Annotated in this window: 20 protein-coding genes; 13 read left to right on the top strand and 7 right to left on the bottom strand. The window is 58.9% G+C overall.

All coding sequences use genetic code 11. The features are described 5' to 3' along the window. Positions 1–376: 376 nt before the first annotated feature. Complete coding sequence (locus CKW38_RS20395; RefSeq protein WP_095113698.1) at positions 377–1,594, top strand: MFS transporter; 1,218 nt, start codon at positions 377–379, stop codon at positions 1,592–1,594. A gap of 189 nt (positions 1,595–1,783) precedes the next feature. Here CKW38_RS20395 and CKW38_RS20390 read toward each other — a convergent pair whose 3' ends face one another. Further along, complete coding sequence (locus CKW38_RS20390; protein ID WP_095113733.1) at positions 1,784–3,622, bottom strand: sigma-54-dependent Fis family transcriptional regulator; 1,839 nt, start codon at positions 3,620–3,622, stop codon at positions 1,784–1,786. 257 nt (positions 3,623–3,879) lie between these two features. Between CKW38_RS20390 and CKW38_RS20385 the strand changes: the two genes are divergently transcribed. Genes CKW38_RS20385 through CKW38_RS20360 form a run of 6 tightly spaced genes read left to right on the top strand, consistent with a single transcriptional unit; the run spans position 3,880 to position 9,829 of the window. Beyond that, positions 3,880–4,974, top strand: coding sequence for an ABC transporter ATP-binding protein (locus CKW38_RS20385; RefSeq protein ID WP_095113697.1), 1,095 nt, complete (start codon positions 3,880–3,882; stop codon positions 4,972–4,974). Continuing rightward, positions 4,974–6,083, top strand: coding sequence for an ABC transporter ATP-binding protein (locus tag CKW38_RS20380; protein ID WP_007912482.1), 1,110 nt, complete (start codon positions 4,974–4,976; stop codon positions 6,081–6,083). The genes CKW38_RS20385 and CKW38_RS20380 overlap by 1 nt, the downstream gene beginning before the upstream one ends. Further along, positions 6,080–6,946: a carbohydrate ABC transporter permease gene (locus CKW38_RS20375; RefSeq protein WP_007912484.1), complete on the top strand. Its 867-nt coding sequence runs from the start codon at positions 6,080–6,082 to the stop codon at positions 6,944–6,946. Before CKW38_RS20380 ends, CKW38_RS20375 begins: the two co-directional genes overlap by 4 nt. A 9-nt stretch (positions 6,947–6,955) precedes the next feature. Beyond that, entirely contained in the window at positions 6,956–7,756 is an 801-nt protein-coding gene (locus CKW38_RS20370) for a carbohydrate ABC transporter permease (RefSeq protein WP_003192012.1), read from the top strand. Positions 7,757–7,766: 10 nt separating this feature from the next. Further along, positions 7,767–8,039, top strand: coding sequence for a DUF2160 domain-containing protein (locus tag CKW38_RS20365; protein WP_007912485.1), 273 nt, complete (start codon positions 7,767–7,769; stop codon positions 8,037–8,039). Positions 8,040–8,086: 47 nt separating this feature from the next. Then, a complete protein-coding gene (locus CKW38_RS20360) occupies positions 8,087–9,829 on the top strand; it encodes an ABC transporter substrate-binding protein (protein WP_064389298.1) in 1,743 nt (580 codons plus the stop codon). Positions 9,830–11,156: 1,327 nt separating this feature from the next. Here CKW38_RS20360 and CKW38_RS20355 read toward each other — a convergent pair. Beyond that, entirely contained in the window at positions 11,157–12,590 is a 1,434-nt protein-coding gene (locus tag CKW38_RS20355) for a heavy metal sensor histidine kinase (RefSeq protein ID WP_095113696.1), read from the bottom strand. Further along, on the bottom strand, positions 12,587–13,261 hold the full coding sequence (locus CKW38_RS20350) for a heavy metal response regulator transcription factor (protein ID WP_095113695.1): 675 nt from the start codon (positions 13,259–13,261) through the stop codon (positions 12,587–12,589). Before CKW38_RS20350 ends, CKW38_RS20355 begins: the two co-directional genes overlap by 4 nt. 536 nt (positions 13,262–13,797) lie before the next feature. Here CKW38_RS20350 and CKW38_RS20345 point away from each other — a divergent pair. From CKW38_RS20345 to CKW38_RS20320, 6 genes are all read left to right on the top strand, one after another. Continuing rightward, a complete protein-coding gene (locus tag CKW38_RS20345; RefSeq protein WP_095113694.1) occupies positions 13,798–15,045 on the top strand; it encodes a TolC family protein in 1,248 nt (415 codons plus the stop codon). A 49-nt stretch (positions 15,046–15,094) separates the two neighbouring features. Further along, positions 15,095–16,282, top strand: a complete 1,188-nt coding sequence (locus CKW38_RS20340) for an efflux RND transporter periplasmic adaptor subunit (protein ID WP_095113693.1) — start codon at positions 15,095–15,097, stop codon at positions 16,280–16,282. A 14-nt stretch (positions 16,283–16,296) separates the two neighbouring features. Continuing rightward, the gene (locus CKW38_RS20335; RefSeq protein WP_095113692.1) at positions 16,297–19,446 is read left to right on the top strand and encodes a CusA/CzcA family heavy metal efflux RND transporter; all 3,150 of its coding nucleotides are present in this window, start codon (positions 16,297–16,299) and stop codon (positions 19,444–19,446) included. A 223-nt stretch (positions 19,447–19,669) separates the two neighbouring features. After that, on the top strand, positions 19,670–19,873 hold the full coding sequence (locus tag CKW38_RS20330; protein ID WP_095113691.1) for a co-regulatory protein PtrA N-terminal domain-containing protein: 204 nt from the start codon (positions 19,670–19,672) through the stop codon (positions 19,871–19,873). Positions 19,874–19,951: 78 nt separating this feature from the next. Beyond that, positions 19,952–20,284 carry a DUF2790 domain-containing protein gene (locus CKW38_RS20325; RefSeq protein ID WP_095113690.1) on the top strand — a complete coding sequence of 111 codons (333 nt, stop codon included), beginning with the start codon at positions 19,952–19,954 and terminating at the stop codon, positions 20,282–20,284. Positions 20,285–20,770: 486 nt separating this feature from the next. Further along, positions 20,771–21,151: a DUF6124 family protein gene (locus CKW38_RS20320; RefSeq protein ID WP_007920171.1), complete on the top strand. Its 381-nt coding sequence runs from the start codon at positions 20,771–20,773 to the stop codon at positions 21,149–21,151. Positions 21,152–21,610: 459 nt separating this feature from the next. Here CKW38_RS20320 and CKW38_RS20315 read toward each other — a convergent pair whose 3' ends face one another. From CKW38_RS20315 to nuoN, 4 genes are all read right to left on the bottom strand, one after another. Beyond that, on the bottom strand, positions 21,611–22,936 hold the full coding sequence (locus tag CKW38_RS20315) for an OprD family porin (protein WP_095113689.1): 1,326 nt from the start codon (positions 22,934–22,936) through the stop codon (positions 21,611–21,613). 173 nt (positions 22,937–23,109) lie between these two features. Beyond that, the gene (locus tag CKW38_RS20310) at positions 23,110–23,424 is read right to left on the bottom strand and encodes a DNA-binding transcriptional regulator (protein ID WP_027614657.1); all 315 of its coding nucleotides are present in this window, start codon (positions 23,422–23,424) and stop codon (positions 23,110–23,112) included. After that, on the bottom strand, positions 23,414–23,764 hold the full coding sequence (locus tag CKW38_RS20305; protein WP_093434372.1) for a toxin: 351 nt from the start codon (positions 23,762–23,764) through the stop codon (positions 23,414–23,416). The genes CKW38_RS20310 and CKW38_RS20305 overlap by 11 nt, the downstream gene beginning before the upstream one ends. A gap of 427 nt (positions 23,765–24,191) precedes the next feature. Beyond that, positions 24,192–25,655, bottom strand: a complete 1,464-nt coding sequence (nuoN, locus tag CKW38_RS20300) for an NADH-quinone oxidoreductase subunit NuoN (protein ID WP_007920173.1) — start codon at positions 25,653–25,655, stop codon at positions 24,192–24,194. Positions 25,656–25,660: the final 5 nt, after the last annotated feature.

Raw genomic sequence — 25,660 nt, 5'->3', positions numbered from 1 at the left:
CCAGAGGGAGAGGGGACCGAATGGGGGATGCTTGCGAGATACGCCGACCTGAGCGATTTCTGCCGAATCCATAATCGACACAATCTTTCAGGTCGATGCACAACGCCAGACACCTCACCCCAGCCCTCTCCCTCTGGGAGAGGGCTGGGGTGAGGGGAATGGTGTCAAAGCGATCCACCGACCTCAACGCTCCGTACCAAATCCATAATCGACTGGTTCTTTCAGGTCGATGGATGACTCGAGACACCTCGGTCAGCTCCCTCTCCCACCGGGAGAGGGCTGGGGTGAGGGTTGCTTTTGACGTTCGCGTAGGTCTTGATGTCGGCAACGCGTTCAGCCGGATGCTGAGCGGCGATGAATATCGAATGGAGACACCATGGCCAATCACTACCGCGAGCTGCTAACGACCCCCGGCGCCACCGGGTTAGTGCTCGCGAGTTCTATCGCCCGCTTGCCACAGGCAATGATCGGCATCGGCATCATCACCATGCTGGTGCAGCAGACCGGGGTTTACTGGCTGGCCGGCACCGTCGCCGGGACGTTCACCCTGGCCAACGCACTGCTCGGCCCGTACATCTCGAGACTGGTCGATCAACATGGCCAGAGCCGTGTGCTACCCGTTGTCACGGCGTTCAGCATTGCCATGTTGCTGGCCCTGATCCTTGCGGTTTACATGCGGGCACCGGCCGCGCTGCTGTTTGTTCTGGCCGCACTGGCGGGGACGATGCCGAGCATGCCGTCGATGATTCGCGCGCGATGGTCGCAGTTGTTCCGGGGCAAGCCGCAGTTGCACACGGCGTTTTCGCTGGACACGGTCCTCACCGAAATGGCCTACATCGTCGGTCCGCCGCTGGCGATCGGCTTGAGCGTGAGTTTTTTTGCCGAGGCGGGGCCACTGGTCGCGGTCGGGTTGCTGGCCGTCGGGGTGACGGCGTTTCTCCTGCAACGCCAGACTGAACCTAAATTTGTCGTGGGCCACGCCAGTCATGGCGGCTCAACCCTGCGGATTCCCGGCGTACGCACCATTGTGCTGGCGCTGTTGGCGATGGGTGTCATTGGCGGAGCAATCGATGTGGCCGTCGTCGCGTTCGCCAATGCGCAGGGCTGGCCAGCGTCGGCGACCTTTATCCTCGCCGCCTATGCGTTCGGTTCACTGGTGGCGGGTTTGACGTTCGGTGCGATGAGGGTTTCCCTGGCGATTGAAAAACAGTTTCTGATCGGGATATTGGTGACGGCGTTCACCGGTGTACTGCCTGTTTTTGCAACGGATGTTTATGTGCTGACAGCGGCGCTGTTTATCGCCGGCATCTCATTTGCGCCGACGATGGTCGTGGTGATGAAAATGGGGACGATCATTATTCCTCCGTCGCGGATCACGGAGGGGCTGACATGGATGACTACCGGTATCAGCGTTGGTGTTGCGCTCGGCGGCATGCTGGCAGGGTTGGTTATTGATGCCTTCGGCGCGCGCGCGGGATTTGCGGTGGCTATTGGTGCGGGATTGATGATGGTGGGGGTTGTGCTGGTGGGGTTGCGCACATTGGAGGCGGCTTCGGTTGCGCATGTTGAGCCAGAACTTTCGCCCTCACCCTAGCCCTCTCCCCCAGGAGAGGGGACTGATTGGGGGATGTTCAAGAGATACGCCGACCTGAACGTGCTGTACCGAATCCATAATCGACCGGGTGTTTCAGGTCGATGTACAACGCCAGACACCTCGGTCGGCCCCCTCTACCTCCGGGAGAGGGATGGGCGGGCGGCGTTCCGATGAGGGGAAGGGGTTCACTCAACCTTCAATCTGCCGCAACCGTTTATAGAGCGTATTGCGGCTAACACCCAAACGTCGCGCCAGATGCGAAATATTGCCCCCGGAAGCCTTCAACTCCCGGTTCAACGCTTCCACATCATTCAAATCCAGCCCCAACGGCGCCGCGCTTTCAACCGGCTCCATCTCCAGATCCACAAAAAAATCATCCGGCAAATGCTCCAGCCTCACCGGCTGTTCCTCAGCCATCGCCAACGCCACCTGCATCACACTACTGACCTGACGCAAATTCCCCGGCCACGGATGACGGCTGAACAGCTCCAGCACTTCCTGGCTCAACCCCGCCCACTGCGCCGGTTCACGATGCTGTTCCCACAATCGCTTAAACAACGCCTCCTTGTCACTGCGCTCCCTCAGCGGCGGCAGTTCCAGGGTCAAACCACCAATGCGGTAATACAAATCCTCACGAAACCGCCCCAACTGCACTTGTTCACGCAGAGAACGGTTAGTCGCCGAAATAATCCGCAAATCCACCGGGAACAATTCGCTACTGCCCACCGGTTGCACGCAGCGCTCCTGCAACACCCGCAACAACCGCGCCTGCGTCGGCAACGGCATATCGCCAATCTCGTCGAGAAACAGCGTGCCTTTGTCCGCCTTGCGAATCAGCCCGATGCTGCCTTTCTGATTCGCGCCGGTGAACGCGCCTTTCTCGTAGCCAAATAACTCGGACTCGACCAGCTCGGCGGGGATCGCCGCACAATTGACGGCAATGAACGCCTGTTTGCTCCGTGAGCTGGCCTGGTGCAGGGCTTTGACGAAGAACTCTTTGCCGACCCCGGTTTCGCCATGGATCAGCAGCGGAATGTCTTTCTCCAGTAACCGCTCAGCCTGCCGCACGGCTTTTTCCACGCGACTGTCGCCGAAGTGCAGGGTGTTGAGGCTGATCGCGGTGGGCGCGGCGGTTTTGGGTTCGGCAGCAAAAACGCGCGGCTGAATTGACGCCTGTTTCGGCCGCTTCAACAAACACTGGAATCGGTTGCGCCCAGAGGTCTGCAAGGCAAACGGCAAGCCGTCCGGCTGGTTGATCAATTCCAGCAGCGACACTTTGAACAGGCTCTCAACGCTGACCCGCGACAACCGCACGCCGAGCAGATTGTCGGCCCGCCGATTGGCCGACAGCACCTGACCGCTCTCATCAAAGATCAACAACCCGGCCCACTGACTGTCGAGGTTGTTCAACCCGGTGTTGAAGGTCAGTTGAAAATGCTGGCCATGGAACAGGTTGAGGATCAGCCGGTTCTCCACGGTCTGGCTCATCATCTTGACCATGCCCAGGGTGTGTGAGGGCGGCAGATAGCTGTCGCTGGACACGTCGAGCACCGCAATGACCTTTCGTTCGGCGTCGAAAATCGGCGCGGCGGACCCGGTCATGAAGCGGTTGGCTTTCAGAAAGTGCTCATCGTGTTCAATGTGCACCGCTTGCTCACACGCCAGTGCCGTGCCGATCGCATTGGTACCGCTGCAGCGCTCCATCCAGCTCGCCCCAGCCTGAAAACCCCGCGCCAGATTCGGTTCGATAAAGCGTTGCGTGCCCCACGAGGTCAGCACCTGGCCCTGATTGTCAGCGAGCATGATCAGGCAGTTGGAATTACTCAGGATGTTTTCGTAGTAGGGCAGGACTTCCTGGTGCGTGGTCTGCACCAGCGAATGATGGCTGTCGAGCAACTGCGCAATGCCGGCGGCGGGCAGTTGATCGAAGGCTGGCGTGCTTTGGTGGTCGAGACCGAACGCGCGGCAACGTTGCCAGGAAGTCTGGACGATCGCGTCGTGGGACAGCGGCGGGGCAGGTGCGGCCATGGCAGTCAGCCTCTGATGCAGCATTCTTATTATTGTTATTCGATCCTACAGGGGGATCGGTTCGCAAAAAGCGTTCATAGAGTGTTGTTCACTATTGTTCATTGTCAATCGGTCAACTGTTCAAATGTGTTCAGCAATGAACGCCGTTTCCCCACGCTTTCACCGATTTTCGCGTCAAATCAATCACTTAGTATTTTTGGCACGAAACTCGCTCCCGTGCACAGGTCGATTGACTCCAATAATAAAAAGGCCGAGCCATGTCACTCACCCTGGAGCACGTCAGCCGTACCGTCGAGGGCCAGACCTGGATCGACGATGCGTGCCTGAAATTCGAACCCGGTTCGTTCAACGTTTTGCTCGGCCGCACCCTGTCCGGCAAAACCAGCCTCATGCGTTTAATGGCCGGGCTCGATAAGCCCGACAGCGGTCGCATCCTGATGAACGGCGTCGACGTCACCCAGCGCCCGGTGCGTTTGCGCAACGTGTCGATGGTTTATCAGCAGTTCATCAACTACCCGACCATGACCGTGTTCGAGAACATCGCCTCGCCGCTGCGGCAGGCCGGTGTCTCGAAAGAGATCATCCATAGCAAAGTGCAGGAAACTGCGAAGATGCTGCGCATCGAGAAGTTTCTGCAGCGCTATCCGCTGGAGCTGTCCGGCGGTCAACAGCAGCGCACGGCCATGGCCCGCGCGTTGGTCAAGGACGCCGAGCTGATCCTGTTCGATGAGCCGCTGGTCAACCTCGACTACAAACTGCGCGAAGAACTGCGTCAGGAAATGCGCGAGCTGTTCAAGGCGCGCCACACCATCGCGATCTACGCCACCACCGAACCCAACGAAGCGCTGGCACTCGGCGGCACCACGACGATTCTTCACGAAGGCCGGGTGATTCAGAGCGGCCCGTCGACTTCGGTCTATCACCAGCCGCAAACCGTGCTCGCCGCCGAATTGTTCTCCGAACCGCCGATCAACCTGATGCCCGGGCGCATTGCCGGTAACGAAGTGAGTTTTGCCAACTTCGTACACTTCCCGTTGAACGTCGATCTGCGCCCGGTGGGCGAGGGCGCGTTCCGCTTTGGCGTGCGCCCCAGCCACATCTCGCTGGTGCCGAGCAACGATGACGACCTCGAACTGGCAGTCACCGTCGAAGTCGCCGAGATCAGCGGTTCGGAAACCTTCCTGCATGTGCGCAACGAGCATTTCCTGCTGGTGCTGCACTTGCCCGGCGTTCACGAATACGACGTCGATGCGCCGATCCGCATTTACATCCCGACCCACAAACTGTTCGTTTTCGATGCGCAGGGTCGTCTGGTGCAAGCACCGGGCCGGCGTGTCGCGAGGGTTGCCTGATGGCCGAAATCCGTTTGCAGCACCTCGCCCACAGCTACAGCAAAACTCCGAGCGGCGCGGAAGACTACGCGATCCGCGAGATGGATCACGTCTGGGAACAGGGCGGCGCTTACGCCTTGCTCGGGCCGTCGGGTTGCGGCAAATCAACTTTGCTCAACATCATCTCCGGCCTGCTCAGCCCTTCGCAGGGGCATGTGTTGTTCGACGGTAAAGCGGTCAACGACCTGACGCCGGAGAAGCGCAACATCGCCCAGGTTTTCCAGTTTCCGGTGGTCTACGACACCATGACCGTGTTCGATAACCTGGCTTTCCCCCTGCGCAATCAGGGCATGGCCGAGGCGAAAGTGCACAGCAAGGTGCAGGAAATTGCCGAAGTGCTCGACCTGCAAAACCTCTTGAGCAAAAAGGCGCGCAACCTCACCGCCGACGAAAAACAGAAAGTCTCGATGGGCCGTGGTCTGGTGCGTGACGATGTCTCGGCGATCCTCTTCGATGAACCGCTGACGGTGATCGACCCGCACCTGAAGTGGAAACTGCGGCGCAAGCTCAAGCAGATCCACGAGCAGTTCAACATCACCATGGTCTACGTGACCCACGATCAACTGGAGGCCTCGACCTTCGCCGACAAGATTGCGGTGATGTACGGCGGTCAGATCGTCCAGTTCGGCACGCCACGGGAATTGTTCGAGCGGCCGAGCCACACCTTTGTCGGCTATTTCATCGGCAGCCCCGGGATGAACCTGATCGAGGTGCAGCCGCAGCCCGGCGGCGTCGGTTTCGCCTCGACGCACCTGCCGTTGTCCGACGCCATGCAGCGCCATATCGAACACGGTCAGTGGAAAAATCTGAAGGTCGGCATCCGCCCGGAGTTTATTCATGTCTGGGATGAGCCGTTTGATGACGCGATGCAGGCCAGGGTCGTACACGTCGAAGACCTCGGCACCTACAAGATCATGACCCTCGACCTCGATGGCGCGCCGTTGAAAGTGCGACTGGCCGAAGACAAACCGGTGCCGCAGGGCACGGCGTACATCAGTTTCCCGGCGCAGTGGTTGATGGTTTATGCCGATGAGTTTCTGCTCGAAGCCGACGATGAGGTGCAGCCATGAACAAGGTGCAGAACAACAAGGCTTGGTGGCTGGTGTTGCCGGTGTTCCTGCTGGTGGCATTCAGTGCGGTGATCCCGATGATGACCGTGGTCAACTATTCGGTGCAGGACATCTTCGACCAGTCCAGCCGCTACTTCGTCGGCGCTGACTGGTACAAGCAGGTTCTGCTCGATCCACGTTTGCACGACTCATTACTGCGCCAGTTCATCTACTCCGCGTGTGTGTTGCTGATCGAAATTCCGCTGGGCATTGCCGTTGCGCTGACCATGCCGACCAAGGGCCGCTGGTCGTCGGTGGTGCTGATCATTCTGGCGATTCCGTTGCTGATCCCGTGGAACGTGGTCGGCACCATCTGGCAGATTTTCGGCCGTGCCGACATCGGTCTACTGGGTTCGAGCCTCAACGCGATGGGCATCAGCTACAACTATGCGGCCAACACCATGGACGCCTGGGTGACAGTGCTGGTGATGGACGTCTGGCACTGGACTTCGTTGGTGGCGCTGCTGTGCTTCTCCGGGTTGCGGGCGATTCCCGACGTGTATTACCAGGCCGCGCGGATCGACCGGGCCTCGGCCTGGGCGGTGTTCCGCCATATCCAATTGCCCAAACTGAAGAGCGTGCTGCTGATCGCGGTGATGCTGCGGTTTATGGACAGTTTCATGATCTACACCGAGCCGTTCGTGCTCACCGGCGGCGGGCCGGGCAATGCCACGACCTTCCTGAGTCAGACGTTGACCCAGATGGCCGTAGGGCAATTCGACCTCGGTCCGGCAGCGGCGTTTTCGCTGGTGTACTTCCTGATCATCCTGTTGGTGTCCTGGCTGTTCTACACCGCCATGACGCACTCCGACGCCAACCGCTGAGGCCCGGCCATGAGCAAGAGAAAGCTGATTCCATTGCTGGTGTACATCCTGTTCCTGCTGGTGCCGATCTACTGGCTGCTGAACATGTCGTTCAAGAGCAACACCGAAATCCTTGGTGGCCTCACACTTTTCCCACAGGACTTCACGCTGGCGAACTACAAGGTGATCTTCACCGATCCGAGCTGGTACACCGGATATCTGAACTCGCTGTATTACGTCAGCCTGAACACGGTGATCTCGCTGAGCGTGGCGTTGCCGGCGGCGTATGCGTTTTCGCGCTACCGTTTTCTCGGCGACAAGCACCTGTTTTTCTGGCTGCTGACCAACCGCATGGCGCCGCCGGCGGTGTTTCTGCTGCCGTTTTTCCAGTTGTATTCGTCGATTGGGCTGTTCGATACGCACATCGCCGTGGCCTTGGCGCATTGCCTGTTTAACGTGCCATTGGCGGTGTGGATTCTGGAGGGCTTTATGTCCGGTGTGCCCAAAGAAATCGACGAAACCGCCTACATCGACGGCTACAGTTTTCCCAAGTTCTTCGTGAAGATTTTCATCCCGCTGATCGGTTCCGGCATCGGTGTCACGGCGTTTTTCTGCTTCATGTTTTCCTGGGTCGAACTGCTGCTCGCACGTACGTTGACCTCGGTAAACGCCAAGCCGATTGCGGCGGTGATGACGCGTACGGTTTCAGCATCGGGTATCGACTGGGGCGTGCTGGCAGCGGCGGGGGTGTTGACCATTCTGCCGGGCATGCTGGTGATCTGGTTTGTTCGCAACCACGTGGCCAAGGGCTTTGCCCTCGGTCGGGTCTGAGGAGCTGATGATGGAATGGATGAGCTGGACCACGCCTACCGCAGCATTCTTCATCGTCATCGGCCTGATTCTGGTCGGCATGACCACTTGGGAATTGCGCTCGCCGAGCATCCTGCGGCGAGGTTTTCTGCCGATTGCCACCACCCGTGGCGATCGCTTGTTTATCGGTCTTCTCGGCAGCGCCTACCTGCATTTGCTGGTGATCGGCGCCACCGACTGGAGCATCTGGGTGGCGTCCGCGTTGTCCCTGGTGTGGCTGTTGGCTGTGATGCGTTGGGGCTAGTCGAGTCGTTCGGCAATGCGGCTCCACAACTTAAACAGGAGGTCTCTATGTTCGACAAAAACAATAAGCTGCGACATAGCATTTCATTGGCAGCCATGCTGGCACTCAGCGGTTTGAGCGCATCCGCCTGGGCCGATGCCTACGAGGACGCGGCGAAAAAATGGATCGGCAGTGAATTCAAACCGTCGACCCTGACGGCCGAGCAGCAACTCGAAGAACTGAAGTGGTTCATCAAGGCCGCCGAGCCGTTTCGCGGCATGGACATCAAGGTCGTTTCCGAGACCCTGACCACCCACGAATACGAGTCGAAAGTGCTGGCCAAGGCCTTCAGCGAAATCACCGGGATCAAACTCACCCACGACCTGCTGCAAGAAGGCGACGTGGTCGAGAAAATGCAGACGGTGATGCAGTCCGACAAGAACATCTATGACGGCTGGGTCAACGACTCGGACCTGATCGGTACGCACTTTCGCTACGGCAAGACCGAATCGATCACCGACCTGATGGCCAACGAAGGCAAGAACTTCACTTCGCCGACGCTCGATATCAAGGACTTCATCGGCATCTCGTTCACCACCGCGCCGGACGGCAAGATCTATCAATTGCCCGACCAGCAATTCGCCAACCTCTACTGGTTCCGCGCCGACTGGTTCGAGCGCGCCGATCTGAAAGCCAAGTTCAAGGAAAAGTACGGCTACGAATTGGGCGTGCCGGTGAACTGGTCAGCCTATGAAGACATCGCCAAATTCTTCAGCGAAGACGTCAAGGAAATCGACGGCAAACGCGTTTACGGGCACATGGATTACGGCAAGAAAGACCCGTCGCTGGGCTGGCGCTTCACCGATGCCTGGTTCTCCATGGCCGGTGGCGGTGACAAGGGCATCCCGAATGGTTTGCCGGTGGACGAGTGGGGGATTCGCGTTGAGGATTGCCATCCGGTCGGCTCGAGTGTGACTCGCGGCGGCGACACCAATGGCCCGGCGGCGGTGTTCGCCACCACCAAGTATGTCGACTGGTTGAAGAAGTACGCGCCACCGGAAGCGGCGGGCATGACCTTCTCCGAGTCCGGGCCGGTGCCGTCGCAGGGCAACATTGCTCAGCAGATCTTCTGGTACACCGCGTTCACCGCCGACATGACCAAACCGGGCCTGCCGGTGGTCAACGCCGACGGCACGCCGAAATGGCGCATGGCGCCGTCGCCGCGCGGGCCGTATTGGGAGGAGGGCATGAAGCTCGGTTATCAGGACGTGGGTTCGTGGACGTTCATGAAATCCACGCCTGAAAAGCAGAAACTCGCGGCTTGGCTGTACGCGCAGTTTGTGACCTCGAAAACCGTGTCGCTGAAGAAAACCATCGTTGGCCTGACGCCGATTCGCGAGTCGGACATCAACTCGCAGGCGATGACCGATCTGGCGCCGAAACTCGGTGGCCTGGTCGAGTTCTACCGCAGCCCGGCCCGCGTGCAATGGACCCCGACCGGCACCAACGTGCCGGACTACCCGCGTTTGGCGCAACTGTGGTGGAGCCACATCGCCGAAGCGGCCAGCGGCGAGAAGACCCCGCAACAGGCGCTGGATGGCTTGGCCAAGGATCAGGACGCGATCATGACGCGTCTGGAACGCTCCAAAGCCCAGGCGGTTTGTGCACCGAAGATGAATCCGGAGCGCGATGCTCAGTACTGGTTTGATCAACCGGGCGCACCGAAACCGAAACTGGCCAACGAGAAGCCGAAAGGCGAGACCGTGAGCTACAACGAACTGCTGAAATCGTGGGCGGATGCGCGTAAGTGATAGTGGAACTGTGAAAGGCGAACGGCACCGGAAGGTGCCGTTTTTTTTTGCTGCCTGATCTACCGCTTTCGCTTGCAGGCAAGCTCCCACAGGTTTCTGTGATGTTCACAAACTCCGGGCACGCCGCAGATCACTGTGGGAGCTGGCTTGCCAGCGATTCGATCTGACATTCAACATTGATATCGACTGACCCGTCGCCATCGCTGGCAAGCCAGGCTCCCACAGTTTTCTGTGATGTTCACAAACTCCGGGCACGCCGCAGATCACTGTGGGAGCTGGCTTGCCAGCGATTCGATCTGACATTCAACATTGATATCGACTGACCCGTCGCCATCGCTGGCAAGCCAGGCTCCCACAGTTTTCTGTGATGTTCACAAACTCCGGGCACGCCGCAGATCACTGTGGGAGCTGGCTTGCCAGCGATTCGATCTGACATTCAACATTGATATCGACCGACCCGCCGCCATCGCTGGCAAGCCAGGCTCCCACAGTTTTCTCTGATGTTCACAAACTCCGGGTACGCCGCAGATCACTGTGGGAGCTGGCTTGCCAGCGATTCGATCTGACATTCAACATTGATATCGACCGACCCGTCGCCATCGCTGGCAAGCCAGGCTCCCACAGTTTTCTTTGATGTTCACAAACTCCGGGCACGCCGAAGATCACTGTGGGAGCTGGCTTGCCAGCGATTCGATCTGACATTCAACATTGATATCGACCGACCCGCCGCCATCGCTGGCAAGCCAGGCTCCCACAGTTTTCTTTGATGTTCACAAACTCCGGGTACGCCGCAGATCACTGTGGGAGCTGGCTTGCCAGCGATTCGATCTGACATTCAACATTGATATCGACCGACCCGTCGCCATCGCTGGCAAGCCAGCCCCCCACAGTTTTCTTTGATGTTCACAAACTCCGGGCACGCCGCAGATCACTGTGGGAGCTGGCTTGCCAGCGATTCGATCTGACATTCAACATAGATATCGACCGACCCGTCGCCATCGCTGGCAAGCCAGGCTCCCACAGTTTTCTTTGATGTTCACAAACTCCGGGCACGCCGCAGATCACTGTGGGAGCTGGCTTGCCAGCGATTCGATCTGACATTCAACATTGATATCGACTGACCCGTCGCCATCGCTGGCAAGCCAGGCTCCCACAGGTTTCTGTGATGTTCACAAACTCCGGGCACGCCGCAAATCACTGTGGGAGCTGGCTTGCCAGCGATTCGATCTGACATTCAACATTGATATCGACTGACCCGCCGCCATCGCTGGCAAGCCAGGCTCCCACAGGTTTCTGTGATGTTCACAAACTCCGGGCACGCCGCAGATCACTGTGGGAGCTTGCCTGCAAGCAAAGGGGCCATTGGCGGCACCGCAGGAAACCCAAGCCGGAACACGGTCATCGCCCCCGGCAAGCTCTTAACCTCCGCTACACCCTGATGCAGGCTCATGATCGAGCGCACTATCGCCAGGCCCAGCCCGGTGCTGCCCTGCGAGCGTGAGCGGCTGCTGTCGACGCGGTAGAAACGGTCGAACAGATGTGGCAGGTGTTGCGCCTCGATCCCGGCACCGGGGTTGCTGACCAACAGGGAGGCCTGGGTCGCACCTTGTTCGATCAGCAACGTCACGGTTTTCCCGTTCGGGCAGTGGCGCAGCGCATTCGACAACAGATTGGAAATTGCCCGCTGAATCATCAGCCGATCGCCCATTACCGTCGCACTGCCAACGACATTCAAGTGAATGTTCTTATCCTGCGCCGACAGCGAAAACATCTCAGCGACCTTCGCCGCCTCGTCCTCCAGCGCCACCGATTCAAACGGCGCCAGCGCCGACGGATGACTGACCTGCGCGAGAAACAACATGTCCGAGACAATCCGCGCCACGCGCTCCAGTTCCTCGGTGCACGACACCAGCACGTCCTTGTATTCCTCGGTCGTGCGCTCGCGGGACAAGGTCACCTGCGCTTTGCCCATCAGGTTGTTGATCGGCGTGCGCAGCTCATGCGCCAGGTCATCGGAGAACTGCGACAACTGCTGCACTCCTGCATCGAGCCGATGCAGCATGAAGTTGATGCCTTGCGCCAATTCGCTCAACTCCTGCGGCATGTTCACCACGGACAGCCGGTGTTCCAGATCCTGGGTCGAGACCATCGCTGCGACTTTGCGAAACTCGCGCAACGGCGCCAAGCCACGCTGCACCGCACCCCAAGCGGTCAGACCGATAAACACCAGCAACAACGGCAAGGCAATCAGCGTTGAGCGCAGATAGGCGCTGAGCAGCGCCTCATCGTGGGCGTTATCCACTGACAGCAGCACCGGCACGCTGCTGCTGTCCTTGAGGCGAATCAGTTTCGAGGCGGTGAGGAATTTCTTGCCTTCCGCGTCGGTGCTGTCGCTGTAAGTCAGTTGATCGGTGGTGGCGCGCACCGCTTTCAATTCGACGCGCGGATCGCTCAATCCCGAGCCGGATTTGAGCAGCGGCGAGCGCTGATTGAGGCGGTCATAAATGGTCAGCGTGAGGTTGTCATGCCCCATCACCTGATCGAGCAGAATATGCGGCTTGCCGGTGATTTCATTGGCATCGACGTACAACGACAGGCTGTGTTCGACCTGCGCCATCTTCTTTTCCAGGCTGTCGCGCGACAGCGCGTTCAGTTCATGGGTCAACGCGAAATAGGCAAGGATCGCGAGGAACACCACCAATAGCGCGCCGAGAATACTCACCGTCAAACCGAGGCGCATCGACAGGCTGGAGGGCTTCATTCCCGTGCCTCCAGCACATAGCCGACACCGCGCAGGGTGTGAATCAGTTTGCTGTCGAACGGGTCGTCGATCTTAGCCCGCAAACGGCGGATCGACACCTCGACCACATTGGTGTCGCAGTCGAAATTCATGTCCCACACCAGCGAGATAATTTGTGTGCGCGTCAGCACTTCGCCGGACTGACGCATCAGCAGATGCAGCAGGGCGAACTCCTTGGTGGTCAGGTCAATACGCTGCGCGCCTCGAAACGCGCGATGGCGGCCCGGATCGAGTTCCAGATCGGCGACTTTCAGTACCTGTGGCACCGGGATGTTTTCACTGCGACGCATCAAGGTGCGCACCCGCGCCAGCAGTTCGGGGAACTCGAACGGCTTGACCAGATAATCGTCAGCGCCCAGATCAAGACCACGAATCTTGTCGGCCACGCGCCCGCGCGCGGTGAGCATCATCACCCGCGTCGAATGGGTGCGACGCAGTTGTTCCAGCACGCCCCAGCCGTCGAGTTCCGGCAGGTTCACATCGAGAATGATCAGGTCATAGGCTTGTTGTTGCGCCAGGTGCAGGCCATCGGCACCGGTGGCCGCGTGGTCAACGACATAACCACTTTCGGTCAAACCCTGATGCAAGTATTCGGCAGCTTTAAGCTCGTCCTCGACGACAAGGATTCGCATGATCTTTCACCACTTTTATTTAATGGGTATTTAATTAAAAAGGCCCCTCACCCTAGCCCTCTCCCGGGGGGAGAGGGGACTGAATGCGGGATATTTCAGAACTACGCCGACGTGAAAAAACATTACTGAATCCATAATCGACTAGATGTAACAGGTCGATATATAACGCCAGACATCTCGGTCGGCTCCCTCTCCCTCTGGGAGAGGGCTGGGGTGAGGGGAAGTCCGGACGATAAAGGTTGAAGTGGCTACAGGGTCAACCACCAAGCGCTTTAAAACGGTGCTCTGCGACAGTCGGTCGCAGCACAAACCATAAAATTCCCATCAGTTTGATTCCGGCAAGTGCAATTCAGCAGATAACTACCGTGTTTTTGTTTCGATGTATTTCGATAAAACCATTTGCACTTCGCATCCTAGAACAAAACAACTTCGGCAAACCGTGGATAACGGATTTGTAATGTTCCAGTCACCTTGTCGATAAGTTCAAAACCCTACCGTGGCGGCATCCGAGATTCTTTAATAAAGGAAGTCTTCCATTGCCCGGTTTAATAGAACTGACGGCGCGATCACGCCTGAAAAAAACCGCCAGCGGCATCCTGTTGTTGGCCTGTACCAGCCTCGCGAACGCAGCGACCTTGACGCTGGAGCAAGCCCTGCAAAGCGCCTTCGCCGGCAACCCGGAACTGGCCGCTGCGCAATGGGAAATCGGCATCGCCGAAGGTGACCGCCAACAGGCCGGCCTGATCCCCAACCCCGAAGTGTCGTGGGAAGCCGAAGACACTCGCCGCGAGTCGCGCACAACCACGGTGATGCTCAGTCAGCCGATCGAACTGGGTGGCAAGCGCGGCGCACGGATCGACGTTGCCAGCCGCGCGCAGGACGCTGCCGGCATCGAACTGGAGCGCAAGCGCAATGCTTTGCGTGCCGATGTGATTCAGGCGTTCAACAGTGCGCAAACCGCGCAGCAGCGTTTGCAGCTGTCCCGGCAATCCCTGCAATTGGCCGAGCACGGAGTGCGCGTGGCGCAAGGACGGATCGAGGCGGGTAAATCGTCGCCGGTCGAGGGCACGCGGGCGCAAGTGCAGCTCTCGGAAGTGCGCCTTGAACTGAGCCGCGCCGAACGTGATCAGGCCACCGCGTACCAACAACTGGCGCAGGTCATGGGCGCGCCTCTACCGACCTCGACCAAGGTGCAGGCGCCCACGCAAAGCATGCCGGCCGTTCCACCACCGACAAGATTGCTCGAGCGTCTGAACGAAACCGCCGAACTGCGTCTGGCCAAGTTGCAGATCGATCAGCGCGAAGCATCGCTGGGCCTGGAAAAGTCCCAGCGCATTCCCGACCTCACCGTGAGCATCGGCAGCCAATACAGCGAAACCGAGCGCGAGCGGGTCAACGTGGTCGGGCTGTCGATGCCGATTCCGCTGTTCAACCGCAATCAGGGCAACGTCCTCGCGGCCGCCCGCCGAACCGATCAGGCGCGGGATCTGCGCAACGCCACCGAGCTGCGACTGCGCACGGAAATCCAGACCAGCCTTGAGCAATGGCAGACCGCCAACGGCGAAGTCACCGCGTTCAACCAAACCATCCTGCCCGCCGCGCAAAGTGCGGTCGACAGCGCCACACGCGGTTTCGAAATGGGCAAGTTCGGCTTCCTCGATGTACTCGATGCGCAACGCACATTGATCAGCGCTCGTAGCCAGTACATCCAGGCCGTCAGCGAGGCGACCGACGCCCGCGTACGCATCGAACGAATTTTTGGCGACCTCAGCGTCAGCCGTTGAATTTCATTTTTCAGACAACTGCGCGATGGCTCGGCGCAGAGGAGTTTCCATGGATAAAAAACTGATGGTGGTCGCGGTGGCGACGTTGGCGCTGGGCATTGGTATCGGCTCGCAGTGGTCAGGTAACGCAAGCATCGACGCGCATGCCGACGAGACTTCTGAGCATGCCGATCACGCCGAAGAAGGTGCAGCGGCTGAACATGCCGAAGAAGGGCACATCGAATTGAGCGCCGAGCAGATCACGGCTGCCGGTATTCAACTCGCCGAAGCAAAGGCGCAGAACATCAGCCGCGGCCTGCCATTCCCCGGCGAAGTGCGCTTCGACGAAGACCGCACCGCCCACGTCGTACCGCGCGTTCCGGGCGTGGTCGAATCGGTGGCGGTCAACCTCGGGCAAACGGTGAAAAAGGGCCAGTTGCTGGCGGTGATCGCCAGTCAGCAGATCTCCGATCAACGCAGCGAACAGGCCGCCGCGCAACGTCGCCTGGCCCTGGCGCGCACCACCTACGAGCGCGAGAAAAAGCTGTGGCAGGACAAGATCTCCGCCGAGCAGGATTTCCTCCAGGCGCGCCAGGCGTTGCAAGAAGCGGAAATTGCCGTGAGCAATGCGCAGCAAAAGATCAGCGTGCTCAGCGGCAGCGGGGTCGCCACTGGCGGCAACCGCTACGAATTGCGCGCACCGTTCGACGGCGTGGTGGTGGAGAAACACCTGACGCCGGGCGAGGTCGTTGATGAAAGTACAGCGGCGTTCACCCTCTCGGATCTGTCGCGAGTGTGGGTGACGTTCGGCGTGTCACCGAAGGATTTGAACAAGGTTCAAGTAGGCAAAGCGGTCACCGTCAGCGCCCCGGAATTGAACGCGGAAGTGGTCGGTAGCGTGGCTTACGTCGGTAGCTTGCTCGGCGAACAGACCCGCACGGCGACCGTCCGCGTCACTCTGGAAAACCCGCAAGGCTCGTGGCGCCCCGGTCTGTTCGTCACCGCGCTGGTGGCGACCGACAGCCGCGAAGCGAAAGTCGCCGTGCCGGAAACCGCGATCCAGACCGTCGAGGACAAATCCACGGTGTTCGTGCGTACCGACGACGGTTTCGAAGCGCGCGCGGTTGAGCTGGGCAGCCGCGCAGCCGGCCATGTGGAAATTACTCAAGGGCTGGAACCGGGCGCGCAAGTCGCCAGCGCCGGCAGCTTCGTCCTCAAGTCGGAACTGGGCAAAGCCTCAGCCGAGCACAGCCACTGATCCGGAAGAATCCCATGTTCGAACGCCTGATCCAGTTTGCCATCGAGCAGCGCATCATCGTCCTGCTCGCCGTTCTGCTCATGGCCGGCCTCGGCATCGCCAGTTATCAAAAACTGCCGATCGACGCCGTGCCGGACATCACCAACGTCCAGGTGCAAATCAACACCGGCGCCGCCGGGTTCTCGCCGCTGGAAACCGAGCAGCGCATCACCTTCCCGATTGAAACCGCGATGGCCGGTTTGCCGGCACTCGAACAGACCCGTTCACTGTCGCGCTCGGGCCTGTCGCAAGTCACGGTAATCTTCAAGGACGGCACCGACCTGTTTTTCGCCCGCCAATTAGTCAACGAGCGTCTGCAGATCGCCAAGGAGCAATTGCCCGAAGACGCGGAAGCGGTGATGGGGCCGATTTCCACCGGTCTCGGCGAGATCTTTCTGTGGACGGTCGAGGCGAAGGAGGGCGCGCTCAAGGACGACGGCAGCGCGTACACACCGACCGATCTGCGGGTGATTCAGGACTGGATCATCAAGCCGCAGTTGCGCAACGTACCCGGGGTCGCCGAGATCAACACCATCGGCGGTTTCGCCAAGGAATACCAGATCGCGCCGGACCCGAAACGCTTGGCCGCGTACAAGCTGACGCTGACCGATCTGGTCACCGCGCTGGAGCGCAACAACGCCAACGTCGGCGCCGGTTACATCGAGCGCAGCGGCGAGCAATTGCTGATTCGCGCGCCGGGCCAAGTGGCGAGCACCGAAGACATCGCTAACATTGTCATGGCCAATGTCGACGGCACACCGATCCGGGTGAAGAACGTCGCCAGCGTGGAAATCGGCCGCGAATTGCGCAGCGGTGCGGCCACGGAAAACGGTCGCGAAGTGGTGCTCGGCACGGTGTTTATGCTGATCGGCGAGAACAGCCGCACGGTCTCGCAGGCGGTCGCCAGCAAGCTCGAACAGATCAACAAGTCGTTGCCCGTCGGGGTGATCGCCGTGCCGGTGTACGACCGCACGCACCTGGTCGACAAAGCCATCGCCACGGTGAAAAAGAACCTGATCGAAGGCGCGATTCTGGTCATCGCGATTCTGTTTCTGTTCCTCGGCAACATTCGCGCGGCGCTGATTACTGCGATGGTGATTCCGCTGTCGATGCTGTTCACCTTCTCCGGGATGTTCAGCAACAAGGTCAGCGCCAACCTGATGAGCCTAGGCGCGCTGGACTTCGGGATTATTGTCGACGGCGCGGTGGTTATCGTCGAAAACACCCTGCGTCGACTGGCCCATGCGCAGCAGCATCACGGTCGCTTGCTGACCCGCGCCGAGCGTTTCAAGGAAGTCTTTGCCGCAGCGAAAGAAGCGCGGCGACCGCTGATTTTCGGCCAGTCGATCATCATGGTCGTGTACCTGCCGATCTTCGCGTTGAGCGGCGTCGAAGGGAAAATGTTCCACCCGATGGCGTTTACCGTGGTCATCGCTTTGCTTGGCGCGATGTTGCTTTCCGTGACCTTTGTGCCGGCGGCGATTGCGTTGTTCGTGACCGGTAAGGTCAAGGAAGAAGAGGGCGCGGTGATGCGCGGCGCACGTCGCGTTTATGCGCCGGCGCTGGCCTGGGTCATGTCCCATCGCGCAATCGCAGTGGGCGCGGCGTTGGGTGTGATCGTGCTTAGCGGCGTGCTCACCAGTCGCATGGGCAGCGAGTTTGTGCCGAGCCTCAGTGAAGGCGATTTTGCCCTGCAAGCGTTGCGTGTGCCGGGCACCAGCCTGACGCAATCGGTGGACATGCAGCAGCGCTTGGAGACGTTGATACTGGCGAAGGTGCCGGAAGTCGAACGTGTTTTTGCCCGCACCGGCACCGCCGAAATCGCCTCCGACCCGATGCCGCCGAACATCTCTGACAGCTACGTGATGCTCAAGCCGAAAGAGCAGTGGCCGGATCCGGGCAAGTCCCGCGAAACCCTGATGGCCGAACTGCAAGCTGCGGCCGCGATGTTGCCGGGCAGCAATTATGAGCTGTCGCAGCCGATTCAGTTGCGTTTCAACGAATTGATCTCCGGTGTGCGCAGTGACGTTGCAGTGAAGGTGTTCGGTGATGATATGGACGTGCTCAATGCCACGGCGGCGAAGATTGCTGCGGCGATGCAGAAGGTCAACGGTGCCTCTGAAGTGAAGGTCGAACAAACCACCGGGCTGCCGGTGCTGACCATCAACATTGATCGCGACAAGGCTGCGCGATATGGGCTGAATGTCGGTGATGTGCAGGACACCATTGCGGTCGCGGTGGGCGGGCGGCAGGCCGGGACCTTGTATGAGGGCGATCGGCGTTTCGACATGGTTGTGCGTTTGTCCGATGCCATGCGCAAGGACATCGACGGCTTGTCGGCATTGCTGATCCCGGTGCCAGCACTGAGCGGCGCTGCGAATCAGATCGGCTTCATCGCGCTGCAAGACGTCGCCAGCCTCGACCTGGTGCTCGGGCCGAATCAGGTCAGCCGCGAAAACGGCAAGCGTCTGGTGATCGTCAGCGCCAACGTGCGCGGGCGTGATATCGGCTCGTTCGTCAGCGAGGCCGGCGAGGTGATCGAGCGTGATGTGCAGGTCCCGGCGGGTTACTGGACCAGTTGGGGCGGGCAGTTCGAGCAACTGCAATCAGCGGCCAAACGCTTGCAGATTGTCGTGCCGGTGGCGCTGCTGTTGGTGTTCGGGTTGTTGTTCATGATGTTCAACAACTTGAAGGACGGTTTGCTGGTGTTTACCGGGATTCCGTTTGCGCTGACCGGTGGGGTCATGGCGCTGTGGTTGCGGGATATTCCGTTGTCGATTTCGGCGGGTGTCGGGTTTATCGCGTTGTCCGGTGTGGCGGTGTTGAACGGCTTGGTGATGATTGCGTTTATTCGTAATTTGCGGGAAGAGGGGCATTCGCTGTCGGATGCGATTCATGAAGGCGCGCTGACGCGTTTGCGGCCGGTGTTGATGACAGCGCTGGTGGCGTCGCTGGGCTTTATTCCCATGGCGCTTGCGACCGGCACCGGCGCCGAAGTGCAGCGGCCGCTCGCCACCGTAGTGATCGGCGGAATCCTGTCTTCCACGATCCTCACGCTGCTGATCTTGCCGGCGCTCTATCAACTCGCCCATCGCCGGGATGAGGACACCGTTCCATCTAACTAGGCAATCCCCCCTGTAGGAGTGAGCCCGCTCGCGATAGCGGTCTATCAGTCAGATCTACATTGACTGACCCACCGCTATCGCGAGCAGGCTCACTCCTACAGGTTTTGTGTTCGACTTCAGAAGAGTGCCGGGCACATAACGGATATGTAATTTCCCCGCCACCGTCACGAAAGGTTCGGATTGTTACCTTGATCCCGTCAGTTACTTAAACGAGGAATCAACGATGAAACTTGCCCAACTCACTGCCTTCGCAGCCGCTCTGGCGATCTCTTCCGTGGCCCTGGCCGAAGGCGGCGGTGACCGCACATTCGAGCGGATGATGACCAGCAACGAGCGCTCCATGGAGCTCTTCGTCGCCAAGGAAAAAGCCGCCGGCAACCCGGTGGTCGTCACCGACAAGAAGGACGACAAGACCCGCGATCTGTAAGCCTGCTGCACCTGAACAAGCCCGATATCGCGCATCGATGCCGGGCTTTTTTTACGCCCGGACGGGAAGCAAATGGATATGAAAGTACTCAACTTGATCGCATTCGCGGCTGTCATGGCGACGTCGGTAAATGTGCTGGCCGAAGGCGGTGGTGACCGCACTTTCGAACGCGCGCTCAGCGCCAACAGCAAAGCTATGGAACAGTACGCCGCCAACCAGGGCAAAGCGCCGCCGGTGGTAAAGGATTACGAATACGGAATGAAGCTGGACGTTGCCAAAGTGGTGAGCGTGGTCAAGCCGCAGCCTGCGTGCAAAGTGGTGCCAACGGTCATGACCTACGAGGACTCCAAGGGGCAGCTCAACACCATCAAGTACAACGTGATGGGCGTGTGTCGCAACGACGGGAGCTGAATCTGTAACGTCTGAACGCGGTCCCCTGTAGGAGCTGCCGAAGGCTGCGATCTTTTGATCTTGATCTTAAAAATCAAAGTCAAAAGATCGTCCGAACGCGGCCCGAGCCTTCGGCAGCTCCTACAGGGCCGAATTTCAATATCACGATGCGTATTTCAATTCGTGATGTTTAAAGGCTGTGTTGGAAATACGGAACCTTCCCACAATGTTTTCAGGTTGTCCGTCGGACTTCAGCTCTCTAGCCTGTGCGGGTCGCTGCCAATTCAGCGATCGGGTTTGGAACCCCGGGACCCAAGAAGCGCAAAAGTGGCTTTCATGACGTATGCTTGCGCACCTTCATGGTGTGCTCTCTGTTATGGCGGCTGTGCGCGGGAGACTTCGAGTCTGCCGGGTTTTCTCTGGTCCCCGGGTTCCAACCTGCGTACAGCTGCCACCCCTCGCGTGGAACCGAAAGGGCCAGCTCCACCGCAAGACTGGAGATACACCATGAAAAAGCCAACCCCAAATCCCCCAGAAACAGACGCAATCCCCGACGCCAACTCAACATCCCCTTACGCCTCCGTCGACACCCGAAAACTCCACGAAGCCGCCGACCGCGCCCTCGATTTCTACCTCAAACCCTCAGCCGCCATCATGTCCGCACCGTACATCCCCAACCAGATGTTTCTGGTCAATCCCAAAGCCGACACCGAATCACTACTGGCCAACGCCAGCGAATCCCTGGCCTCGGCCACGGTAATGCTCGGTGACTTCGCCGCGCTGCTAGGCGGCACCCATCGCAAGACCCTGCTCGGCATCGCGCAGGTCGTCATGCTTGGCGAACTTGCGGTGAACAAGGCATTGGATAACGTAGATCCTGCGTCGTAGCTATCAATGGCCGGGTTTTATCCGTTGTTTTTGCGTTGACCTCAAAATCCTGCCCCCTCACCCCAGCCCTCTCCCCCGAGGGGGCGAGGGAGAAGGGAGCAGATCTTCAAGCCATTCAAAATCAGAGTACGCCTCGGTTTTTCAGGTCGATGTATCTTCAACAACCAGCTCGGTCAGTCCCCTCTCACCCATGGGGCGATGGGGAAAGGGAGCAGGCTTTCAAGCCATTCAAAACCAGAGTACGCCCCGGTTTTTCAGGTCGATGTATTTCCAATAAGCAGCTCGGTCAGTCCCCTCTACCTCTGGGAGAGGGCTAGGGTGAGGGCCGGGCCTAAACCTGGAAAACATAACCACGGCAAAACGCAATGCAAAAAAAGGCGCCCCGAAGGACGCCAAAAGATTCACCTCTTACCAAAGGAGCAAGGAGCTTCTAAAGGTGAATTTGCATCAACCGCGTAATCAGAGAATCGCCAACGGATACTCGACAATCACCCGCACTTCATCCAGATCCGACTCGAACGCCGTGGCGCGGGTCGTGGCTTGGCGCAAGCGTAGCGACAGGTCTTTCATCGAGCCGCTCTGCACCACGTATTTGACTTCGATATCGCGCTCCCAACGTTTTTGATCGGTCAGTGGATTACCCTCGGCATCGCGGCGCATGTACACCGCGTTGGCGTTGGAATAATCAGCGTCGGTGCCGCGCGCGTAGCGAGTCATGAACGACAGACCCGGTACGCCATAGGTGCTCATGTCGAGGTCATAGCGCACCATCCACGAACGCTCTTTCGGCGAGTTGAAGTCGCTGTACTGGATCGAGTTGTCGAGGAAGATCGAGTCGGACTGGCGCAGGTAATCGAAGTCATCATTGCCGTTGTTGCGCTGGTGGGAGAGGGCGACGGAGTGCGCGCCAAGTTTCATACCGACGCGGCCGCTCCAGATGTTGTTGTCGAATTCGCCGAGCAGTTGTTTGCCTTCATCGACGGCTTTGTAATAGTTCAGGCCACCGAACAGCGACAGATCATCGGACAGCGGATAGGTCCAGGCAGTACCGGCGTAATACTGATTCCACGCATCCTTGAGACGGCTGGAGTACAGGCTGAAACTGAGATTCTTGTTCAGCACATAATCGCCGCCGCCATAAGCGATCCACGGCGAGTTGACCGGTCCGGCGTAGAACGTGGCGAAGTTCTCGCGCATGTCGCTGGACACCGGTTGGCTCATCGCGTGCAGTCGACCGCCCTGAACCGATAAACCTTCAATGCTGGTGTTGGTCGCCGTCACCCCGCGAAAGCTTTCCGGCAACAAGCGCGAGTCACCCGCCGCCACCACCGGATTGGCCGGGAACACATCACCGACCTTGACCACCGTATCGAACGCCCGGATTTTCGCGGCGCCGCCGACCTTGGTGTATTCGTCCCGTGCCTCGCCGTCACTGTTGACCGGCAGTACATCAAACGAACTGAGCCCACCGTTGCGCCCGTCACCGGTGTCGAGTTTCAGACCAATCATCGCAAATGCATCGACACCGACCCCGACGGTGCCTTGGGTAAAACCGGATTCGAACTTGCTGATGACCGCATGCGACCAGGCTTCGGAATAACCGTTGCCGGTCGGGCTGGACTGACCATTGCGATGATCACGATTGAAGTAAAAGTTGCGGTTGAGCACCGTCAGGCTGCTGCCTTCGACAAAGCCCTCGGGTTTGTCTTCTGTAAACACCATGGACGGCCCGGCGCCGACCACCACCGCTAAAGCGGCCATCGATATTTTTGTAGGGTTAACCATCAAACACTCCTTGGGTTCGGCAGAACGGGAACGTGCGTCGGCGTGGGTTTTATTGTTCGGCGGGGCAGGGCCCGCCGGCATGGTCGCCGGGTGACATCGTTGCAAGCTGCGGATAACGCCAAGGTGATGAGGGAATTACAATTTCGTCATGTGGCTGGAATTAAAACCCTGTGTCAGGTCAGGGCTGCGAGTTGTTCGATTGTCTGTGGAAAACGCTCGACCAGACGGATCAGGGTTGTGGCCTGAGCATTGGGCGTTGCTCGTCCTTGCTCCCAGTTTTCGAGCGTTCGCGTGTTGGTGCGTAGATACATCGCGAATACTGACCGGGAAAGATTAAGTTGCTGACGGATGGCTATCACTTCTTCAGCAGTGATCGGCATCAGTTTTGGCAGTTGAACTTTGTGGGTACGTAAGGTGATTTTGCCTTGGCGTTCATCGGCCAGTGCTTCCAGTCCATCCATCAGTTCGGAAAAAATGTCACGTTTCATAGTGGGTTCTCGCGTTGAGTTCTCTATCCAGCGTTTTTCTGAAAAGTTTTTTCTGGGCAGGCGTCAAATCGTCCTGCTCGTTTTTGTTGTAGACGGTAAAGAGCCAGAACTGATCGAAGCCTGACCACCAGTAATAAATCACTCGTAATCCGCTGCGCTTACCTTTCCCTCTTCGTTGGTCGCCAAAGCGAATTTTACGAAGCCCGCCTGTGTCCTCGATGAGATCGCCCGCTTCCGGATTTTTCAGCAGCTCCAGTTGAAAGCTGCGAAACAGATCGTCATCCAGATAGTCGTCTCGGTGCTTCTGAAATACAGGCAATTCGATAAATAGAGCATCCATGTTCTGTACGCTACCTACGTATAGTGTTGTCTCGATAATCGAATCGGTCAAGGCCTCCTAGCCTTGCTTTTCGTCCCTTTTTCAACGGTAGACGCCGCTCGTAAAAACACCTGTAGGACGAATCGCCGCGTGTGGTGAGAACGTTCGATTGATCTATGAAGAGGCTTCGCAGCTGCCGTGTCGGAACAATCCCGCAAGCAGTGCCCAACGCCGAATGGTGATAGCGGCGGGGTGTCAGGCGAAGAAGAGGTTGAATGTGCCGACGCCTTCGCGAGCAGGCTCGCTTGTATGTTTAGACTTGAAGGGGTGGGCGGGACTACAGACTTTGTGAACACCATCGAAACCTGTGGGAGCCGGGCTTACCCGCAAAAACAAAAACGGCACCCGAAGGTGCCGTTTCTATTTGTAGCTAAAAGCGACGGAGCAATCAGCCCGCCAGACCCGCCTGCTGAACCAGTGTCAGCAATGGCTGCGGGTACACACCCAGGAAGAACGCGACCAGGGCGATGGCCAGCAGCATCACGCCGCCTGCCTTCTGTTCCCAGTGCAGTTGGGCGTCGTGGCGACGCAGGTTTGGCTCGATCAGGTACAGGGTGACCATCACGCGCAGGTAGTAGAAGACGCCGATGGCGCTGCCCAGTACCAAGGACCCGACCAGCCACCATTGGTGCGATTCAACACCGGTAGCGATGATGTAGAACTTGCCGATGAAGCCTGCAGTCAGCGGGATACCTGCCAGCGACAGCATCATTACGGTCAGCACGGCGGTCAGGTACGGACGGCGCCAGAACAGGCCGCGGTATTCGTACAGGGCATCCGCGTCACGGCCGTTGTACGGCGAGGACATCAGGGTGATCACGCCGAAGGCGCCGAGGCTGGTGATCACGTAGGTGACCAGGTACACGCCGATGGCTTCCACCGCCAGACCCTTGCTCGCCACCAGCGCGATCAGCAGGTAGCCGAAGTGCGCGATGGATGAGTAACCGAGCAGACGCTTGAGGTTGCTCTGGGTCAGGGCCAGCAGGTTACCGAACAGGATCGAGGCGATGGCGATAACGGTCAGCACGTCGCTCAGTACGCCGCTGCTGGCAGCAGGGGAGATCTGGAACAGACGCACCATCACCGCAAACACCGCAACCTTCGAAGCGGTCGCGAGGAACGCAGCCACCGGTGCCGGAGCACCTTCGTAAACGTCCGGCGTCCACAGGTGGAACGGTACCAGCGACAGCTTGAACGCCAGACCGATCAGCATCATGCCCAGGCCCAGTTGTGCCAGCGAGCTAGGCAGGCCAGTCGCAGCCAGCGCCTGACCGATACCGACGAAGCTCAGCGAACCCGAGTCTGCGTACAGCAGCGCCATACCGAACAACAGGAATGCGGAACCGGCGGCCGACAGCACCATGTACTTGATGCCGGCTTCCAGCGAACGCTTGTTGAAGAATGCGTAAGCCACCAGACCGTAAACCGGTACCGAGAGCAGTTCCAGACCGATGAACAAACCGGCCAGGTGCTGCGCGCTGACCAGAACCAGACCGCCGGCGGCGGCCATCAGGATCAGCAGGTAGAGTTCTTCACGGTTGCCCGGGTAACCCGAACCGCCATCACCCAAGTAGGCGTGGGCGAGGGTGACGCAGGCGAGGGTGGCGACCAGGATCAGCGCCATGTACAGGCAAGCGAAGGTGTCGATTTGCAGCAGTGGAGTCACGGCCAGAGGCGCGACTTTCAGGGCTGGCAGGATCGACAGCAAGGCCAGGTTCAGACCGGCGACCGAGATCAGGAAGGTCTGCGAGTGGTTGCGGCGCCAGGCGATTGCCAGCATCACCACGATAATGGTGAGGCTGGTGATCAACAGTGGCGCAAGCGCAATAAAGTGTTGAATCGTGAATTCCATAGCGC

It is taken from the genome of Pseudomonas sp. Irchel 3H7, from assembly GCF_900187605.1.
In the GTDB taxonomy this organism is placed as follows: domain Bacteria; phylum Pseudomonadota; class Gammaproteobacteria; order Pseudomonadales; family Pseudomonadaceae; genus Aquipseudomonas.
This window is presented reverse-complemented; position numbering and strand designations above follow the sequence as displayed.